Source organism: Pantoea sp. paga, assembly GCF_007558755.1.
In the GTDB taxonomy this organism is placed as follows: domain Bacteria; phylum Pseudomonadota; class Gammaproteobacteria; order Enterobacterales; family Enterobacteriaceae; genus Pantoea; species Pantoea agglomerans.
Window position 1 is genome coordinate 114,373 of record NZ_VLTF01000007.1, and the last position, 18,289, is coordinate 132,661.

The 18,289-nt window shown below is 54.6% G+C and carries 15 protein-coding genes, 1 tRNA gene and 1 other RNA gene; 7 read left to right on the forward strand and 10 right to left on the reverse strand.

Annotation, left to right across the window (positions count from 1 at the left end; translation table 11 throughout):
• Window positions 1–5: 5 nt before the first annotated feature.
• The 8 genes from dppC to FOV68_RS17725 all read right to left on the reverse strand — a co-directional run bounded on the left by dppC (window position 6) and on the right by FOV68_RS17725 (window position 8,293).
• On the reverse strand, window positions 6–908 hold the full coding sequence (gene dppC / locus FOV68_RS17690; RefSeq protein WP_010671643.1) for a dipeptide ABC transporter permease DppC: 903 nt from the start codon (window positions 906–908) through the stop codon (window positions 6–8).
• Window positions 909–917: 9 nt separating this feature from the next.
• On the reverse strand, window positions 918–1,937 hold the full coding sequence (dppB, locus tag FOV68_RS17695; protein ID WP_010257427.1) for a dipeptide ABC transporter permease DppB: 1,020 nt from the start codon (window positions 1,935–1,937) through the stop codon (window positions 918–920).
• A gap of 171 nt (window positions 1,938–2,108) precedes the next feature.
• Window positions 2,109–3,719: a dipeptide ABC transporter periplasmic-binding protein DppA gene (gene dppA / locus FOV68_RS17700; protein WP_039390428.1), complete on the reverse strand. Its 1,611-nt coding sequence runs from the start codon at window positions 3,717–3,719 to the stop codon at window positions 2,109–2,111.
• A gap of 1,207 nt (window positions 3,720–4,926) precedes the next feature.
• A non-coding RNA gene (locus FOV68_RS17705) (RtT sRNA) lies at window positions 4,927–5,056 on the reverse strand.
• Window positions 5,057–5,089: 33 nt separating this feature from the next.
• A tRNA-Pro gene (locus tag FOV68_RS17710) sits at window positions 5,090–5,166 on the reverse strand.
• A gap of 125 nt (window positions 5,167–5,291) precedes the next feature.
• Window positions 5,292–6,983 (reverse strand): kdo(2)-lipid A phosphoethanolamine 7''-transferase, encoded by a 1,692-nt coding sequence (gene eptB / locus FOV68_RS17715; protein ID WP_064703249.1) that lies wholly within the window; start codon window positions 6,981–6,983, stop codon window positions 5,292–5,294.
• Between the two features lie 321 nt (window positions 6,984–7,304).
• Complete coding sequence (locus tag FOV68_RS17720; RefSeq protein WP_010257431.1) at window positions 7,305–7,733, reverse strand: organic hydroperoxide resistance protein; 429 nt, start codon at window positions 7,731–7,733, stop codon at window positions 7,305–7,307.
• 95 nt (window positions 7,734–7,828) lie between these two features.
• A complete protein-coding gene (locus FOV68_RS17725; protein WP_064703248.1) occupies window positions 7,829–8,293 on the reverse strand; it encodes a MarR family winged helix-turn-helix transcriptional regulator in 465 nt (154 codons plus the stop codon).
• A 62-nt stretch (window positions 8,294–8,355) separates the two neighbouring features.
• Between FOV68_RS17725 and FOV68_RS17730 the strand changes: the two genes are divergently transcribed.
• Entirely contained in the window at window positions 8,356–8,949 is a 594-nt protein-coding gene (locus tag FOV68_RS17730; protein ID WP_083070426.1) for an HD domain-containing protein, read from the forward strand.
• 41 nt (window positions 8,950–8,990) lie between these two features.
• Here FOV68_RS17730 and FOV68_RS17735 read toward each other — a convergent pair whose 3' ends face one another.
• A complete protein-coding gene (locus FOV68_RS17735; protein WP_010257438.1) occupies window positions 8,991–9,287 on the reverse strand; it encodes an HTH-type transcriptional regulator in 297 nt (98 codons plus the stop codon).
• Between the two features lie 734 nt (window positions 9,288–10,021).
• Between FOV68_RS17735 and FOV68_RS17740 the strand changes: the two genes are divergently transcribed.
• The 6 genes from FOV68_RS17740 to FOV68_RS17765 all read left to right on the forward strand — a co-directional run bounded on the left by FOV68_RS17740 (window position 10,022) and on the right by FOV68_RS17765 (window position 17,262).
• Entirely contained in the window at window positions 10,022–11,620 is a 1,599-nt protein-coding gene (locus FOV68_RS17740; RefSeq protein WP_143991286.1) for a gamma-glutamyltransferase family protein, read from the forward strand.
• A 237-nt stretch (window positions 11,621–11,857) separates the two neighbouring features.
• Entirely contained in the window at window positions 11,858–12,574 is a 717-nt protein-coding gene (locus FOV68_RS17745) for a DUF3053 domain-containing protein (protein WP_010671639.1), read from the forward strand.
• Between the two features lie 432 nt (window positions 12,575–13,006).
• Complete coding sequence (locus FOV68_RS17750; RefSeq protein ID WP_143991287.1) at window positions 13,007–14,941, forward strand: PTS mannitol transporter subunit IICBA; 1,935 nt, start codon at window positions 13,007–13,009, stop codon at window positions 14,939–14,941.
• A gap of 96 nt (window positions 14,942–15,037) precedes the next feature.
• On the forward strand, window positions 15,038–16,186 hold the full coding sequence (gene mtlD / locus FOV68_RS17755; RefSeq protein WP_143991288.1) for a mannitol-1-phosphate 5-dehydrogenase: 1,149 nt from the start codon (window positions 15,038–15,040) through the stop codon (window positions 16,184–16,186).
• A gap of 64 nt (window positions 16,187–16,250) precedes the next feature.
• Window positions 16,251–16,796: a mannitol operon repressor MtlR gene (gene mtlR, locus FOV68_RS17760; RefSeq protein ID WP_133248908.1), complete on the forward strand. Its 546-nt coding sequence runs from the start codon at window positions 16,251–16,253 to the stop codon at window positions 16,794–16,796.
• Between the two features lie 103 nt (window positions 16,797–16,899).
• Window positions 16,900–17,262, forward strand: a complete 363-nt coding sequence (locus tag FOV68_RS17765; protein ID WP_003848030.1) for a YibL family ribosome-associated protein — start codon at window positions 16,900–16,902, stop codon at window positions 17,260–17,262.
• An 8-nt stretch (window positions 17,263–17,270) separates the two neighbouring features.
• On the opposite strand, the gene FOV68_RS17770 is transcribed toward FOV68_RS17765, so the two are convergent.
• Entirely contained in the window at window positions 17,271–18,239 is a 969-nt protein-coding gene (locus FOV68_RS17770; protein ID WP_031593514.1) for a VirK/YbjX family protein, read from the reverse strand.
• Window positions 18,240–18,289: the final 50 nt, after the last annotated feature.

The following is an 18,289-nucleotide window of genomic DNA, read 5'->3' on the forward strand; positions in this document are numbered from 1 at the left end:
CCTCTTTACTGCTTGAGTTTCGGGTCGAGTGCATCACGCAAACCATCGCCCATCAGGTTAAATGCCAGCACGGTAAGCAGAATGACCAATCCAGGGAAGGTCACTACCCACCAGGCACTTTGCGCATACTGCAGGACGTCGGAGAGCATCGTGCCCCACTCCGGCGTTGGCGGTTGCGCACCCATACCGAGAAAGCCCAACGCCGCCATATCGAGAATGGCGTTGGAGAAACCTAATGAAGCCTGCACGATCAATGGTGCAAGGCAGTTAGGCAGAATATTCACAAACATCTGGCGCAGCATACCGGCACCGGCCACGCCGGAGGCGGTCACATAGTCGCGGTTCACTTCCACCAGCACCGCCGCGCGGGTCAGACGGATATAGTGCGGCAGCGCCACAAAGGTCAGTGCGATGGAGGCGTTAACGATTGAGGGGCCAAAGATGGCGACCAGCACCAGCGCCAGCAGCAGGCTGGGCAGCGCCAGCATGATATCGACCACACGCATGATGATGGCATCAACCACACCGCCGAGATAACCGGCCAGCAGGCCAAATATCACGCCAAAAATCAGTGACAGCACCACCACCAGGCAGCCAACCAGCAGCGACAGGCGCGCACCGTACATCAGACGCGACAGCACATCGCGGCCTACATCGTCGGTGCCCAGAATGTAGCTCCAGCTGCCGCCTTCCTGCCAGACCGGCGGATGCAGCAGCGCATCGCGGAACTGCTCAGCAGGCGCATGCGGGGCCAGCACATCGGCAAAAATGGCGCACAGCAACACAATGATGATGTAAACCAGGCCCACGACGGCGCCCTTGTTACGTTTAAAGTAGTGCCAGAATTCCTGAAACGGGGTCATCGGCTTGGGTGCAACGGTAACGCTGCCGGGATCAACAACAGACATGATGCCCCCTTATTTCTTATGACGTATGCGCGGGTTAACCACGCCATACAGCAGATCAACCAGCAGGTTGACCACAATAATCAGTACTGCTGTGAGCAGCACCCCGCCCTGCACTACCGGATAGTCACGGCGCTGCAACGCTTCAATCAGCCAGCGACCCAGGCCCGGCCACGAGAAGATGGTTTCGGTCAGAATCGCCCCGGCCAGCAAAGTGCCGACCTGCAGGCCGATCACCGTGACCACCGGCAGCATGGCGTTTCGCAGCGCATGCACCACGATCACGCGCATCCGCGTCAGGCCTTTGGCACGCGCAGTACGGATGTAATCTTCACCCAGCACTTCGAGCATCGCCGATCGCGTCATTCGCACAATCACCGCCAGCGGAATGGTGCCGAGCACGATGGCAGGCAGGATCATGTGCATCACCGCATCGTGGAAGTCGCCCGGCTCCCCCCAGAAGAAGGTATCGATCAGCATAAAGCCGGTCAGCGGCATGGTGTCATCCAGGAAGACGGTGTCGCCGACCCGCCCGGAAACCGGCGTCAGGTTGAGCTGTACCGAGACCAGCATGATCAGCATGATGCCCCACCAGAAGATCGGCATCGAGTAGCCGGTCAGTGAGATTCCCACGGCGGTGTGATCGAAAATCGACCCCCGCTTCACGGCAGCCATGACCCCAACCGGGATACCAATGGCCACGGCAAATATCATGGCGCAGATGCCGAGTTCCAGCGTCGCTTTGAAGCGCGGAACAAACTCATCCCAGACCGGGATGCGGCTCTTAAGTGAAATGCCCAGGTCACCATGTAATACGCCGTTAATGTAGTTCAGGTACTGTTTCCACAGCGGCTGATCCAGACCTAACAGCGCCATTAACTGTGCATGGCGTTCAGGAGAAATACCGCGTTCGCCCGCCATGATCAGTACCGGATCGCCGGGGATCATGTGAACAAATGCGAAGGTGAGTAATGTAATACCGATAAACGTTGGGATGACAAGGCCCAGACGTCGGAGTATGAACTGCAGCATAATCCGGGTTCTCTCTTGTCCGCGCGACCGTCGCCGCGAGGGTAGTTATTGCTTACATCTGACGATCGGGTAGGCCCGACCGCGACGCAGACAGGCTGCGCCTCTACCGTTTCCAGTAAAACAGGGAGATAAAGCCGGGGCGACGCGCAGCCGCCCCGGAAAAGGCGACAATTATTCTTTAATGTCTACCTGAGCAAAGTAGTGTCCGCCCAGCGGATCGACTTTGTACCCGGAGACTTTCTTGCTGACCGGTTCGTATACCGTTGAGTGCGCGATCATCAGCGCCGGTACCTGGTCATGCATCACAACCTGTGCCTGCTTGTAGTACTCGATGCGCTTCGCCTGATCGGCGGTGGCGCGAGCTGGCTGAATCTGATCCTCAAAGGATTTATCACACCAGCGCGAGTAGTTAGAGCCATCTTTTGCCGCTGAACAGCTGAACAGGGTGGCCAGGAAGTTATCCGGATCCCCATTGTCACCGGTCCAGCCCATCATGACGGTCTGGTGCTCACCTGCTTTGGCGCGCTTCAGATATTCGCCCCACTCGTAGGTGACGATTTTGGCTTTGACGCCAATCTTCGCCCAGTCGCTCTGGATCATCTCAGCCATGCGGCGTGCATTCGGATTGTACGGACGCTGAACCGGCATTGCCCACAGGTCGATTGAGAAGCCGTCTGCCATGCCCGCTTCTTTCAGCAGCGCTTTGGCTTTCTCAGGATCGTAGGCGTAATCTTTCACGTCGTCGTTATAGCCCCACATCGTTGGTGGGATCAGGTTTTTAGCAGGCTGACCTGCACCCTGATAAACGGCTTCGATAATCGCCTTTTTGTTGACCGCCATGGTCAGTGCCTGACGCACTTTCAGGTTATCCAGCGGTTTTTTCTCAACGTTGTACGACAGATAGCCGACGTTCAGACCAGCCTGCTCATACAGGTTGATGTTTTTGTCCTGCTTCATACGCGCGATGTCAGCCGGGTTTGGATAGGGCATGACCTGACATTCGCCCTTCTGCAGCTTGGCGTAACGCACTGAAGCATCCGGGGTAATAGAGAAGACTAAGCGATCGATTTTCGGCTTGGTGCCCCAGTAATCCGGGTTAGCTTTGTAAAGGATGCGCGAATCTTTCTGGTACTGCAGCAGCTGGAACGGACCGGTACCGACCGGGTTCAGGTCGACGTTTTGCGGGGTGCCCGCTTTCAGCATGTTGTCAGCGTACTCTTTCGACAGAATCGAGGCGAAGTCCATGCCGAGGTCTGCAAGGAACGGCGATTCAGGACGCGTCAGCACAAAGCGCACGGTGTTCTCGTCCACTTTTTCAATTTTGCTGATCAGCTTCGGCATGTCCATGCCTTCGAAATATTCGTAGCTGCCGCCGGAGACGCCGTGATAGGCGTTGTTTTTATCGAGCTGGCGCTCAAATGTGAACACCACATCATCCGCATTGAAGTCGCGCGTCGGTTTGAAATCTTTGGTGGTCTGCCACTTCACGCCTTTGCGCAGGTGGAAGGTGTAAGTTTTACCGTCTTCACTGACATCCCACTTCTCTGCCAGCGCAGCGTGCAGTTCGGTGGTGCCGATAGTGAACTCAACCAGTCGGTTGTAGATCTGACGTGAGCTGGCATCGTAGGTGGTGCCCGAGGTGAACAACTGCGGGTTAAAGCCTTCCGGAGAACCTTCAGAACAGTAAACCAGGGTTTTTGCCTGAACACTGGCGGCGACAGTCATAGCAATCAGGCTCAGACCGACCTTCAGCATCCCGGATTTAGCCAGGGAGTTGATCATGCTTTTGCTCCATTGTGATGTGATGTTGTGTGTATTGCCCGACCTCTGATTTTTTTATGCGGTTCAGGCGTACCACCGAACAGGTGGTTAAAGCACGCTACGTTTTTTTTGTTTTTTCTTATGCAGATGGTGCATTCAGAAAATTCCGTAACTGCGCGTTTATTGACGCATCAATTTGTCAACAGTTGCAAAGAACGTCAATACAACGGTTACTTATTTACACAGAGTGTGAGGGATAGCATGCAACGGTAATAAAAACTCTTTCGGCCTAAAAGCCATACAATGCACAGCGCAGCTGGCCTGATTTCCGTGCATTGTGCTGGATGGTTGTTCTATCGCTAGTGATTCTCACCGCTAAAAAACTTAAAACTTTTACCGGCAAATGTTGAATAACTGAACGATTCACCGTGCGTTATGACGTTCATCCAGCGGAATATGCTGGTTAAGAAGCATAAGAAATCAGCATGTTGCCGCTTTCGGTCATAAGAAGAATGTGTCGCGAATTATGATCGCATCTCTTATATGGCAAGGCCTGCCAGCGGGTAAGTGATGATAACAACGGCTGGTAAACAGAATGCGCGGTGGATGGGGTTTACTGGAACTTTCTGGAAAATGATAGCCAGAGGCTGAAAGCGGGAGAATGTTCAGGGAAGAGGATGTGGCATGAATGGCTGTCAGATCGAGACTGCTTCGGAAACACGGCCAGATCGGAAAGGCGCTTAAACCATCCATGGACGCTCGGCCCACGCGATTACGCACCTCATCCCTGAGGGTGCGCCCGTAGCCGGGCCAACGCTTTGCGTTGTTCAAAAACGCTCCCGGCGTTTTTGTCCATGGCGTGGGACGCTTTCCTCCTCTGCCCGTGTTCCCTGCGCCTTAAGATTGTTGATTGCTGTCAGCATCACTCTGGTTGGATCTGTAAGCTGCCTGAGATGCTTCTGTAAGTACCTGATGCATCTGCCATACGTGAAGCGAAGGGAGCATACGCCTGTAGCAAAGCATCGCGGGCCAGGGATGGCCTGCGTTGAGCCTGCCATGGATGGCGTTTTTGCGTCTTTGCGGAAGGCGTATGCTCCCTGAAGCCCACTCAGCGGTAAGAATGTGAATGCTTAGCGGTCAGATCGAGACTGCTCAGGAAAAACCGCCCCTGCCGTTGGTTTTCTAAAGACGAAAAAAAACCTGTCTTTTCAGACAGGTTTCTTAAATATGGTCGGCGAGAGAGGATGACTCTGCTCTGCGAGCAGCGCCCTTCGGGCCGTTGCTGAAGCAACGTTGTCTCGCTACGCTCGGCTCAAACCTCCTTCGGAGGTTCTCATCCTCTTTTCTAAAGACGAAAAAAAACCTGTCTTTTCAGACAGGTTTCTTAAATATGGTCGGCGAGAGAGGATTCGAACCTCCGACCCACTGGTCCCAAACCAGTTGCGCTACCAAGCTGCGCTACTCGCCGATGGGGGCGCATGTTACTGCTACCCCCGATCAGCGTCAACCGCTTTTTATGCTTTTGCCGCCAATCGCCTGGAAAGCATGCGGTTACCGGGAATCAGCCGCCTGCTTTACCCTTTTCGACCACTATTACAGCGGTTTAGCCTGACCATTACCCGGTGCCTGACACCAGTTGTTGGCCGGGTTAATACCGCCATCTGGCGAGGTGTAACCCAGACAGCCCAGGATGGTATCGAACAGCTCAACGTGGCGATGGGTCCGGCCCACACGCTGCTGCGCCTGCAGACGCTCAAAGTTGCTGCGGTTCTGACTGTCTTCCAGATACTTATCTGACGCCCAGACTATCATCGGCACCCGGAACTGCTCAGGCGGAGCCATCTCACGCGGCGTGCCGTGCAGGTGCATATTCTCGCTAATCGACTCACCATGGTCGGCGGCATAGAAGACGATCGCCTTCTTATCTCGCAGCTGATCCAGCACGCTATCCAGCATGCTATCGACATACAGCACCGAGTTGTCATAAGCGTTGATCAACTGCGCTTTGCTGCAGGTCTCATCTACACCCATACACTCCGGCTGATATTTCGCGAAGCTGCGCGGATAACGCTGTGAATAGAGATAGTGCGAACCTTTCGTGTGCAACACAATCAGATGTTTACCTTTCGGGAAACGATCCAGTGACGCTTTCATCTCCGGTACCAGCAGCATGTCATCCACCGCTTTGCCCTGATTACGCTTCTCTGAACCAATCTGCTCACGGAAGGCAAAATTGTTGGCGTTGATGTTATCGTAGAACCAGACTTCGCTCTGCATCGCAAACAGCTCAGAGGTGAAGCCCAGCTCTTTCATCACCGCAAACACATTCTGCTCTTTCAGCGTGCGGCCCGGATTATCCATAGTGCCGCCTTCGCGCACGAACATGCAGCGCAGTGAAAGCTTAGTCGCGGTATCACAGGACTCGCCCCGGAACGCCACCAGGTTCTTCTCTTTCGACAGCTTTGGCGTAGTGTCACGCTCATAGCCCAGCATCCCCATGTGATCCCAGCGCGTGGTTTCGCCAATCACAAATACCACATAGGTGTCGTCCAGCCCGGCAGGCGCGACGTAGGTAAACTTCTTCGCGGGATCCAGCAGTTCCTGGCTGTTCAGCGACTCATCCACGCGGGTCCAGGCAAACAGGCCCACAGCCGCCAGCCAGTTCGAAGGAAGATAAGAGTGCGCCACCACACCGCCGTAACTCGGCAGATCGATGTTGGTGATCTCTTCGTTATGCTTCTGCAGCTTGTCGAAAAAACGAATCGGCAGCCAGACCAGCGCCACGCAGAGCAGCATGATCAGGGTGGGCTTGAGTCGCTGTCCCGGCGTACGCAGCTGTTCATTCAGTGTCATGCTCAGCTTATTGCGCCAGATCATCAGCAGTGGCAGCGCGCTGACCAGCACCATCCACAGGATGAAATGGTAACCAATCACCTCTTTAGAGAGATCGGTATCGGTCGTCATCACCGAAGCCACAATGCCGTAGCCAATCACCACGTTAAAAAACGCCATGTAATAGGCGGCGGCAACAGAAATCAGCACAATCAGCGTGGCCAGCACGCGATAAAACCACTTTCCTCCCAGCGACAGCAGACGCATCAGGAAGAAAGTCAGCACCACAATAGCCATCACCTCGGTGACGGCAGTCAGCCAGTTCGTTACCGTAGAGTGCCTGAGAAAACCGTCAAAACGACGATAGAAAATCGGTAAATTCAATAAGATACCGAGATAGAGCGCCAGCAAGAGCGATAACTTCTGCTGAGTCAGGGTTTTAATGTAATTCATGAAAAAAGGTGTTTCTCCGGTGTGAAGCGCTTGACCAAATCTTTTATGTGACTGCCGAAACGCGGCAGAGTTCGCTGAATAAGCGGACCGGACAAGATGAAGGAAAATTCTGAACGGATTTATAGGCTATAACGCGAGGTGGCTCAGTAAAACATGGTCGCGTTTGATAGACCAGAAAATAATCGTTGTCGACCTGATTAGCACATTTTTTGTACACAGCGAACAGGAACGGCCGGGTAGGCTGTTGCAGACAGCAGCAGGAGAGAGGAAGTGACAGAGGAAGAAAAGTGCGGGCCTGATAGTTTCAGGCCCGCAGCACGCTTAGCGAATAATGTTCAGCGTGACATCGATGTTGTTGCGGGTGGCGTTTGAGTAAGGACAAACAATGTGTGCCGCATCAACCAGCTTCTGCGCTTCTGCTTCATCCATCTCTGGCAGATGAATGTTCAGGGTCGCTTCAATACCAAAACCATCAGGGATAGGGCCGATACCCACTTCACCTTCGATCCAGGCGTCTTTTGGCATGGTGATTTTGTCACGGCCCGCCACAAACTTCATTGCGCCCAGGAAGCAGGCAGAATAGCCCGCAGCAAACAGCTGCTCAGGGTTAGTCACTTCGCCGCCTGCACCGCCCATCTCTTTTGGCACGCCCAGTTTCACGTCCAGTACACCGTCAGAAGAGGTTGCACGACCATCACGACCACCGGTTGCTTTGGCTTTGGCGCGGTAAACCACTTGTTCTAAAGACATGACATTTCTCCGTTACGCTATTTAATCGCCCACTACTTATAAAGCTGTAATCAGGCGGTGAGGTTTAACGGGTGCCGCGCACCCGTCAGCAATATTTATCTTGACTGATTCAGGTTATCGCGCAACCCATCCAGCTGTAATTTCAGCGCCAGCAGGGCGTCATCATCACAGGCCGTGGCACACTTAACCGCTTCAGGAATGGCTTCAGCCCTGGTCCGTAACGCCTGGCCAGCTTCGGTCAGCGTCACTGCAACCTGTCGTTCATCCTGACGGGTTCGCTGCCGGTTAATCAGGCCTGCGCTTTCCAGCCGCTTCAATAGAGGTGTTAATGTTGCCGAGTCTAAAAAAAGCTGCTCGCCAATCTCTGACACCGTGACATCATCTTTCTGCCACAACACCAGCATGACCAGATATTGAGGATAGGTGATATCGAGCTGGCTCAGCAACTGACGATAGACTTTATTCATCGCCAGGTTGGCAGAATAAAGCGCAAAGCAGAGTTGCTGATCGACCAACAGTGGCATCGTTTTCACTTTTTTGTCATCTTGATCACAGTTCATGGTTAATAATATAGGTAGCGCGCTAGATAATTGCAAGCAAACTTTTTGTCAGGGGGATAGGCATGCAGGATTCACTGGAAGAACAGGCGCGTCGCTTCGCCACCGAGGCACATGCCAGTGCCGGTCAGCGCCGCAAATATACCGATGAGCCTTATATTGTTCATCCGGCAGCGGTGGTGGAACTGGTGCGCAGCGTCAGCCATGACGACGCGTTGTTAGCGGCGGCCTGGCTGCACGATACCGTGGAAGATACCGCAACCACACAGAGCGATATCGAAGCCCACTTTGGTACGCGCGTGGCAGGCCTGGTAGAGATGCTGACCAACAGCGCGCCCGCTGCGGCAAAAAACCGGACGGCCCGTAAACTGGCGCACTTCCGCCATACAGCCAGCGCCAGTCCGGAGGCACAAACCATCAAACTGGCTGACATCATTGATAACACCCGCGCGATTGTGCGTTTTGATCCCGACTTTGCGCGGGTCTACCTGGTTGAAAAGCAGATACAGATTGAGTTGCTGAAGCAGGGAGATGCGCAGTTATGGCAGCAGGCTTCAACGATTATTGAAAGCGGACTCGCACAGTTGCGGGAGCCGCCCTATAGCGTGCCAGAGAGCTGGTTTGCCAGGCAGGCGGCAAAATACAGTGAATTGCGCTAATAAAAAACCCGCCAGCGGCGGGTTCTTTTCGTGATATCAGTTTATTCAAGCAATTGCCGTCCCAGATAGGGATTGGCATGTAATAACTTCATCAATTTCTGCGCTGTCGCGGAAGGACGGGTCCGCCGGGCTTCCCAGCTTTTCACGGAAGAAACGCTCACGCCCATTACTTTTGCAAACTCATCAACCTGCATGCCGGTCATTTCACGCAGACGCTGCGGCTCTGGCTGGGCGGGTTGCTGACGCTGAATAAGTAACTCGGCGGCGCGATCATCACGTGTCAAAACAATCTGCTCAAGGCTGCTGAGCAATTCAAACATCGGGTCTTTTAATTCCATAGAGAACTCCTTAAAAACTCGCTATGAAGCACGTGAAAGTAGAGAGGTACGAGCCTGAAGTCAGGACTCTGAAACCGGGCCTGTTTCAGGCTGGATCCCGCAAGGGTTTATTTTTGTTATGAGAGAAACCATTACGGGACACAGCCTGCGGTGCACTGCTTTAAAGATGTCAGGTCAATGCAACAAATGCCGGGAGACTAAGTATGGATAGAGACCTGACTATTTGCCGCGCAATTTATAATTATTTTTTTAACTATGGTTTGCCGGAAAAGTTCCAGCGCCTCTAACCCGCTGAGGCAGTTGAGTTTTTGGCCCTCAGTGTGGGCAAAAAAATCAAATGGTGTTTGCTATTTATGTGGATGCCATCAAGCTTTTTGCTGGCATATTCTCATTTCTGTGAGGCGATACACCTCTTCAGGTAGTGATTGCAAAATATACGCCAATGGTTTACTTCCTGAACACATATATTCACTGTTCTTATTAAATTAAGAATAGTCCTGGTTGGGGCCTGAGGCCTGGCGCGCGGCGGCTCACAGTGCAGAGCGGGTAAATCTTTTATTCTTAACGGCGCTCTGTCGCCAGATTAATCAACAGTCATCTTAACGAAACGGCTGACGCCTCATGCCGGTGCAGTTACCCGGCAACTATCGACCTGATGCGCGGTAAAAGTGCAGCCCCGTAATAACGTACTGACGACGGGCAAAACCTATACCTGACCTCTGTAAGGAAAAGCGATGCGTGAAACAGATTTTAACGTCGGATACCCTTCTCATCGTGTACCGATGATGGGTCGTAATGCCGTCGCAACCTCTCAACCGCTGGCGGCGCAGGCGGGTTTACGGATGCTGCAACAGGGTGGTAACGCCGTGGATGCGGCTATCGCTACCGCCATCGCCTTAACCGTGCTGGAGCCAACCGGAAACGGCATCGGCAGCGATGCGTTTGCCATTGTCTGGGATGGCAGCGAGTTGCATGGGTTAAACGCCTCAGGCCGATCGCCAGCCGCCTGGCATCCCGAACGCTTTGCCGATTTTAGTGCAATGCCTGAAACCGGCTGGGAATCCGTCACTGTGCCGGGGGCCGTCTCGGCATGGGTCACACTGGCACAGCGCTTTGGCACCTTACCGCTGACCACCCTGGCACAACCGGCCATTGACTATGCGCGCGACGGCTTTCCGGTATCTCCGCTGATTGGTCAGCTGTGGCAGCGCGGCTATGACAAGCTGCGGGATCAACCTGGCTTTAGCGACTGCTTTGCGCCACAGGATCGTCCGCCGCGTGCTGGCGAGCTGTTCCGCAACCCGGCTCAGGCCCGTACCTTGCAGGAAATCGCTGAGACTCAGGGCGAAAGCTTTTACCGCGGCGCCCTGGCGCAGAAGATGGCAGCCTTCGCCCGTGAGCATGGCGCGGCCCTGACGCTGGAGGATTTGAAAAACCATCGTGCCGACTGGGTTACCCTGCTGTCGCGTCCGTTTGCCGGAGGATCGGTGCAGGAGCTGCCGCCGAATGGTCAGGGCATTGCGACCTTAATTGCACTTGGCATTCTGGAAGAGTGGGAAATCAACCGCTATGCACCGGATTCGCCGCAGTGGCTGCATCTCTCCATCGAGGCGATGAAACTGGCGCTGGTTGATCTGGACCGTTATGTCACCGATGAAGATCACCTCGAATTTCCGGCGGAACACCTGCTCAGCAATGACTATATCCGCCAGCGGGCAGCGTTAATTGATCCTGACAAGGCGGGAGACTTCCGCTTTGGATCACCGCAGCAGAGCGGCACAGTGTATGTCGCCGCCGGTGATGCCAGCGGCATGATGGTCTCATTCATTCAGTCTAACTACATGGGATTTGGCTCCGGCGTGGTGGTACCCGATACCGGCATCAGCCTGCAGAACCGGGGCGCGGGCTTTTCACTCGATCCAGACCATCCCAACGTCGTGGCGGGCGGTAAGCGGCCGTTTCATACCATTATCCCGGCCTTTGCGCGGGATCAGCAGGGCCAGCCGCTGATGGCATTTGGCGTGATGGGCGGCCCGATGCAGGCGCAGGGACACCTCCAGCTGGCGCTGCGCATTATGCTGCACCGCCAGAATCCGCAGGCCGCGATTGATGCGCCGCGCTGGCGGGTGGTGCAGGGACGCGAAGTCGTGTTTGAATCAACCCTCGATCGCAATATCCTGAGCACACTGCGCCGTATGGGTCACAACGTGGTACTGGAAGATCCCCTGAGTAATTACAATTTTGGTGGCGCGCAGGCGATAGTGCGCGATCCGCAGGGCTTCTACATTGCGGCCAGTGAGAGTCGCAAAGATGGTCAGGCGGTGGTGTTTTAAGGTCGCGGCAGAGAGCGTCAGGCTGCTCAGCCCCTTCTTCATCTCTGCGCGCTGAAGCCTGCGATGGCAGGGAATGCAGCACGCCGTGAGGCGCAGGCGGTCCCATTCTGTAACCGGCGTTTCAGAAAGCATCTGTTTCACAGGTGGTTTCACGTTGTGCCGTGGCTCGGGTTTGTTCTATTCTTTAGGCCATTCCTACCTGGACATCTGACAGTATCACCGACAGGAGTTGACCCTATGGCTTCAGGACTTACACGCCTTATGGCACGCGGCGGCATTATGCTCGCTGGCGCGCTGATCGTGCTGCAACTCACCGCATGCGGTGATAAAGAAGGCGAGCAGCGCAAAGCATTTATCGATTTTCTCCAGAACACTGTGATGCGCAGCGGCGAGCATCTGCCCAGCCTCAGCGAAAACCAGAAGCAGAGCTTTGGCAACTTCGCCAGCGATTATGCCATTATGTATGGCTTCTCGCAGCAGGCGAACAAAGCGGTTGAACAGGGTATGCGTCCGGTGGTGGATGAGCTTTCTGCTATTCGCGTTCCGCAGGATTATCTCAGCCGTCGTGATTCCCTGCGTCAGGCGACCAGCGCACTGGTGATCGTCACCCAGCAGATTGAAAGCGCCAAAATGCAGGCGGATAGCAGCAAGGCGACCCTGAAGCAGCCGGATGACCTGAAAAAAGTCTACGACACCGCCTATAACAAAGTGGTTACGGTGCCCGCTAATCAGCTGATTCCTCTGCTGCCAAAACTCCAGGCGCTGAGCCAGGGTGCAGTGCAGACCGGCGATTTCCTGCAAACGCAGGGAACCCGTGTCAGCTTCAATGATGGCGGCGTGCAGTTCCCGACTCAGGATCAGGCTTCGCAATATAACGCGCTGATGAGCACCTTATCCGCCAACTCGCAGGCGCTTCCTCAGGCACAGGCTGCCGTCCAGGGTGGTCTGCAGTAAACCCGCCTTACGGGCAGACGTTAATCGTCTGCCCGTTACACTCCCTTTTCTGCTCCCACCCGATCACCCGCAGAATGAAGTGTGATCTGGCGCATTTTCGACCAAAAATAGTTTGTGATCTAAGTCACAGATATATAACAAATCAACGTCAGGCAAGTGTGATTCACCTCACAGATAACCGGCCACTCCGTCTAAAAATCAGCCAAAAGAGCCTGAACTGCGCTTTAAAGTGTGATCAAAATCACGCTAATCCCCCCTGCCACCACCCTTAATTAGTGATGTAGATCACACTTACCCCGCACGCTACGCAGCGTCAAATTCGCGTGATAGAGTCCGCGTGCATACAGTAAGACCACCGGCTTTGAGTCGGGGTGGCTAAACAAAAACAAGCGCGCTCTCCTATTGCAGCGCGTCTCAATAAGGGGTGGGTTTATGTCCTCATCAGTGAAGGTCAAAGTACAAAGCTTTGGTCGCTTTCTGAGTAATATGGTGATGCCAAACATCGGGGCGTTTATCGCCTGGGGTATCATCACCGCACTGTTTATTCCAACTGGCTGGATCCCTAACGAAACGCTGGCCAAACTGGTTGGCCCGATGATCACCTACCTGCTGCCACTGCTGATCGGTTTCACCGGTGGGCGTCTGGTCGGCGGCGATCGCGGCGGCGTGGTCGGTGCCATTACCACCATGGGTGTGATTGTCGGTGCTGATATGCCGATGTTCCTCGGCGCGATGATTGCCGGTCCGCTGGGCGGCTGGGCAATCAAGTCGTTTGACCGGGCGATTGACGGCAAAATCAAAAGCGGCTTCGAGATGCTGGTCAACAACTTCTCGGCCGGTATTATCGGGATGATACTGGCACTGCTGGCGTTCCTGGCGATCGGTCCGCTGGTAGAAGGTCTGTCACACATTCTCGCCGCGGGCGTGAATCTGATGGTGCAGAACAACCTGCTGCCACTGACCTCGATCTTCGTCGAACCCGCGAAAATCCTGTTCCTGAACAACGCCATTAACCACGGTATCTTCTCGCCGCTTGGTATCCAGCAGGCTAGTGAAGCCGGCAAATCCATTTTCTTCCTGATCGAAGCCAACCCGGGTCCGGGTATGGGCGTGCTGATGGCCTATATGTTCTTTGGTCGTGGCAGTGCTAAACAGTCTGCGGGCGGTGCGGCAATCATCCACTTCCTTGGCGGCATCCATGAGATCTACTTCCCGTATGTGCTGATGGCTCCTCGCCTGCTGCTGGCGGTTATCCTTGGCGGTATGACCGGCGTCTTCACGCTGACTGTGCTGAACGGTGGCCTGGTCTCTCCTGCCTCACCGGGTTCAATCCTGGCGGTGCTGGCAATGACGCCAAAAGGTGCCTACTTCGCGAACATCGCCGCTATCGCTGCGGCCTTCGCCGTCTCCTTCGTGGTGTCCGCTATCCTGCTGAAAACCAGCAAAGTCAAAGAAGATGACGATATCGAAGCCGCGACCCAGCGCATGCATGAGATGAAAGCGCAGTCTAAAGGCCAGAGCGGCGCGGGTGCCCCAGTCGCCAGCGATGCCATGAGCGTTGAACTGCATCACGTGCGTAAAATCATCGTCGCCTGTGATGCCGGTATGGGTTCCAGCGCGATGGGTGCAGGCGTACTGCGTAAGAAAGTGCAGGACGCCGGGCTGAGCAATGTGTCGGTGACCAATACCGCGATCAACGCCCTGCCGGGTGATGTCGATCTGGTGATTACCCACCGTGACCTGACTGAGCGCGCCATTCGTCAGGCTCCGCATGCGCAGCATATCTCGCTGAACAACTTCCTCGACAGCGCGCTCTACAGCACCCTGACCGAGCGTCTGGTGGCGGCTAACCGCAGCGACGTGCATCGTCAAACGGTGAATACCGCACTCTCTGACAGCTACGATGAAGGTAACGCACACCTGTTTAAACTGGGTGCGGATAACGTCTTCCTCGGCCTGACCGCCAGTAACAAAGAGCAGGCGATTCGCTTTGCGGGCGAACAGCTGGTGAAAGGCGGTTACGTTGAGCCTGAATACGTTGAGGCGATGCTGGCGCGCGAAAAACTGACGCCGACCTATCTCGGTGAGTCGATTGCCGTGCCGCACGGTACGGTCGAAGCGAAAGATCGCGTGCTGAAAACCGGCGTGGTGTTCTGTCAGTACCCGGCAGGCGTCCTGTTCGGTGAAGAGCCGGAGGATGTGGCGCGCCTGGTGATTGGTATTGCTGCCCGTAACAACGAGCACATCCAGGTGATCACCAGCCTGACCAATGCGCTGGATGATGACAGCGTGATTGAGAAGCTGGCGAACACCAGCAGCGTGCAGGAAGTGCTGGATCTGCTGTCAGGTAAGCCTGCAATCGCGTAATTTATAGCAATTATTTTCCCTGGGGCGGTCATGCCCGTCCCGATTTCCTGGGGCGGGTTTGCCCGCCCCATCGTCATTTGATATGGGTCAAAAATTATGAAAGCGTTACATTTCGGAGCAGGAAACATTGGTCGCGGCTTTATCGGCAAGTTACTGGCTGATGCAGGTATCGAACTGGTTTTTGCAGATGTAAATCAGACGGTGCTGGATGCACTGAACGCGCGTCATGAGTATCCCGTTCATGTAGTTGGCGAGCAGGCCAGAACAGAAACCGTTAAAGGCGTCAGCGCGGTAAACAGCACCAGCGATGAGATCATCACCCTGGTTTCTGAAGTCGATCTCGTTACCACCGCCGTGGGCCCGCAGATTCTGGAGCGTATTGCCGGCAGTGTGGCTAAAGGGCTGGCAAAACGCAGTGACAACGGCAATACCCGCCCGCTAAATATTATCGCCTGTGAGAATATGGTGCGCGGCACCAGCCAGCTGAAACAACATGTGCTGAAGGCGCTGCCGGAGCAGTATCACACCTGGCTGGAGCAGCATGTCGGCTTTGTGGATTCCGCTGTCGATCGCATCGTGCCACCATCTGAAGCGGGCAGCACCGATCCGCTGGAAGTGACCGTGGAAACCTTCAGCGAATGGATCGTCGATAAAACTCAGTTTAAAGGCGACCTGCCTGCGATTCCGGGTATGGAACTGACCGATAACCTGATGGCATTTGTTGAGCGTAAACTCTTCACACTGAACACCGGTCACGCGATTACCGCCTATCTTGGCCAGCTGGCCGGTCACCAGACCATTCGTGACGCCATCCTCGATGAAAAAATCCGGGCAGTGGTGAAAGGGGCGATGGAAGAGAGCGGCGCGGTGCTGATTAAGCGCTACGGTTTTGAGGCGGATAAACATGCGGCCTACATCCAGAAAATTCTTGGCCGTTTTGAAAACCCCTATCTGAAAGATGATGTTGAGCGTGTGGGTCGTCAGCCGCTGCGTAAACTCAGCGCGGGCGATCGCCTGATCAAGCCGACGCTGGGCACGCTGGAGTATGGTTTACCGCACGCCAGCCTGGTGCAGGGCATTGCCGCCGCGATGCACTATCGCAGCGACCAGGACCCACAGGCGCAGGAGCTGGCCACGCTGCTGGCAGAAAAAGGCCCACAGGCGACGCTGGCTGAGGTTTCAGGTCTGGATGCTGACAGCGAAGTGGTAGCTTCTGTGGTGAGCGCCTGGCACGCTATGGCATAATGCGCGCGTGTTAGTGACGCAAGCCGGGCGCAGTTCGCCTGCGCCCAACGGCGGTATTGAACCCATGCAGGCAATAATGGAAGAGAAGCAGGCTTTTGAAAACCGGGTGCTTGAGCGCCTGAACGCCGGTCGTTCGGTGAGAAGCTTTCTGATCGCCGCCGTTGAGCTATTGGCTGAAGCCGTCAATCTGCTGGTGCTGCAGGTCTTCCGCAAAGATGACTACGCGGTGAAATATGCCGTAGAACCACTGCTGCTGGGGAACGGTCCTTTAGGCGAACTCTCGGTTCGTCTGAAGCTGATTTACGGTCTTGGCGTTATCAGCCGGCACGAATATGAAGATGGTGAACTGCTGCTGGCGCTGCGCGAAGAGCTGAATCACGACAGCGGTGATTATCGTTTTACCGACGATGAGATCCTTGGCCCGTTTGGTGAACTGCACTGCGTCACCGCCTGGCCGCCCGCGCCGGTGTTTCACACCGAAGATGCAGAGCTGCGCAGCATGCAGCAGCAGCGCTATCTGCAGATGGTGCGATCCACCATGGTCCTGTCGCTAACCGAGCTGATCGCCCGCATCAGTATGAAGCAGGCGTTTAAAAAGTCCGGCAGCTAATTCTGTCAGGCGCCATCACGGCGCCTTTTTCGTCTTAACCTGAGCGGGAATATGCGCCAGATTTGGTGTATCCTTTGCCTGTTTTCCTCAACGAGTTGTTGTCATGAAAGAGCAAGAAAAGAACGAAATCAAACTTCTCAGCGATAAGCTGGACGCATTGAACCGCAAAGAGCCGCAGTTACTGGAGTCGGGTGATGTCGAGAAACTGGGCGCGTTGCTGAAAGAGAAAGAAGCGCTGGTCATTGAGATTGAGCGTCTGCGCGGTCAGCGGGTTGAAAAACTCAGTGCCGAGGCGCAGAAGCTGCAAAAAATGGGCTTCAGCCGCGAAATTACCAAGAAAGAGCAGGCAAATCTGGGCGCGCTGAAGAAAAGCGTGCGCGGCCTGGTCGTGGTGCATCCAATGACCGCGCTGGGACGTGAGATGGGGCTGACAGCAATGACCGGCTTCGCCAAAACCGCATTCTGACGGGTCGATCAGGCAGCAGCCTGATCGACATCGGCTTTGCGTTCGCCGGCGGCGGCATAGACCTGCTCCGCCAGCGCATCCAGCAATTCATAGCGGCGACGATACTCAGCCCGCTTCTTACTGGCAATCTCCTCCAGCGTTTTGCGCGGCAGGCTCAGTGGCAGAATAAACATCCCATCCCTGCGCGCCTCACCACTCAGCGATAGCCAGAACTCACTGTAGCTGGCAAAGAACTTATCTCCTTTGCTGTGACGGTAACGCAGGCTGCGGAAGACATGAGTCTCATCGCCTACCGCCAGAATATTTTCCACACCGCACTGCTTCGCCACAATAAATACCGCTTCCATTAACAGGCGTTTCGGAAAGAGACCCTGCGCCGCCTTGGTCGCCTCGCGGATAACCTCATTATTGATATGTTTCCGCGGACCCTGTAATCCGCCAATTAATAATGTGCGCTGGTTATTTTCATTGAGAATTGAAAATGAAAGTGAAGCAATAATTTCGTCGTTATAACGTAATACCAGCGTCACTTCCCCTTCCCGATCGAAATAACCGGAACTGCAGGAAAGTAAAAAGGTTTCGCCATTTTTACCGGTCAGCGTAGCCAGCGGATTATCCGTGGCGCTTTGCAGCAGCTGACGCAGCGCAGGGTTTTCAAGATTATTCATCAGGCTGTAATGATCAAGTATCGCCTGCGCGCGCGCAGCAATGCTCAACCCTGAGCGCAGATAGGGCCGGTGCAGCTTGGCTGGCAGCAATCCCTGAGTACTCATCAACAGAGGGAGTTGCGGTAAATGCGACAGCTCATCCAGATAACGCAGCGTAGTCAGCGGCGATATTAAGGTTCTTAACACAAATTTCAGCCGGAAACGTTTACTTATCCAGAGTTTATTCGGAACGTATTTTCCGCTAATTAACTGAAAAAAAAGCGATGCAGAAGAATCGGTCGTGGTTTCGTGAGTAGTTATAATTGACATAATCATCGACACACAGTGAGCAGGAATGTCACTGAGCATAAGACAACGAG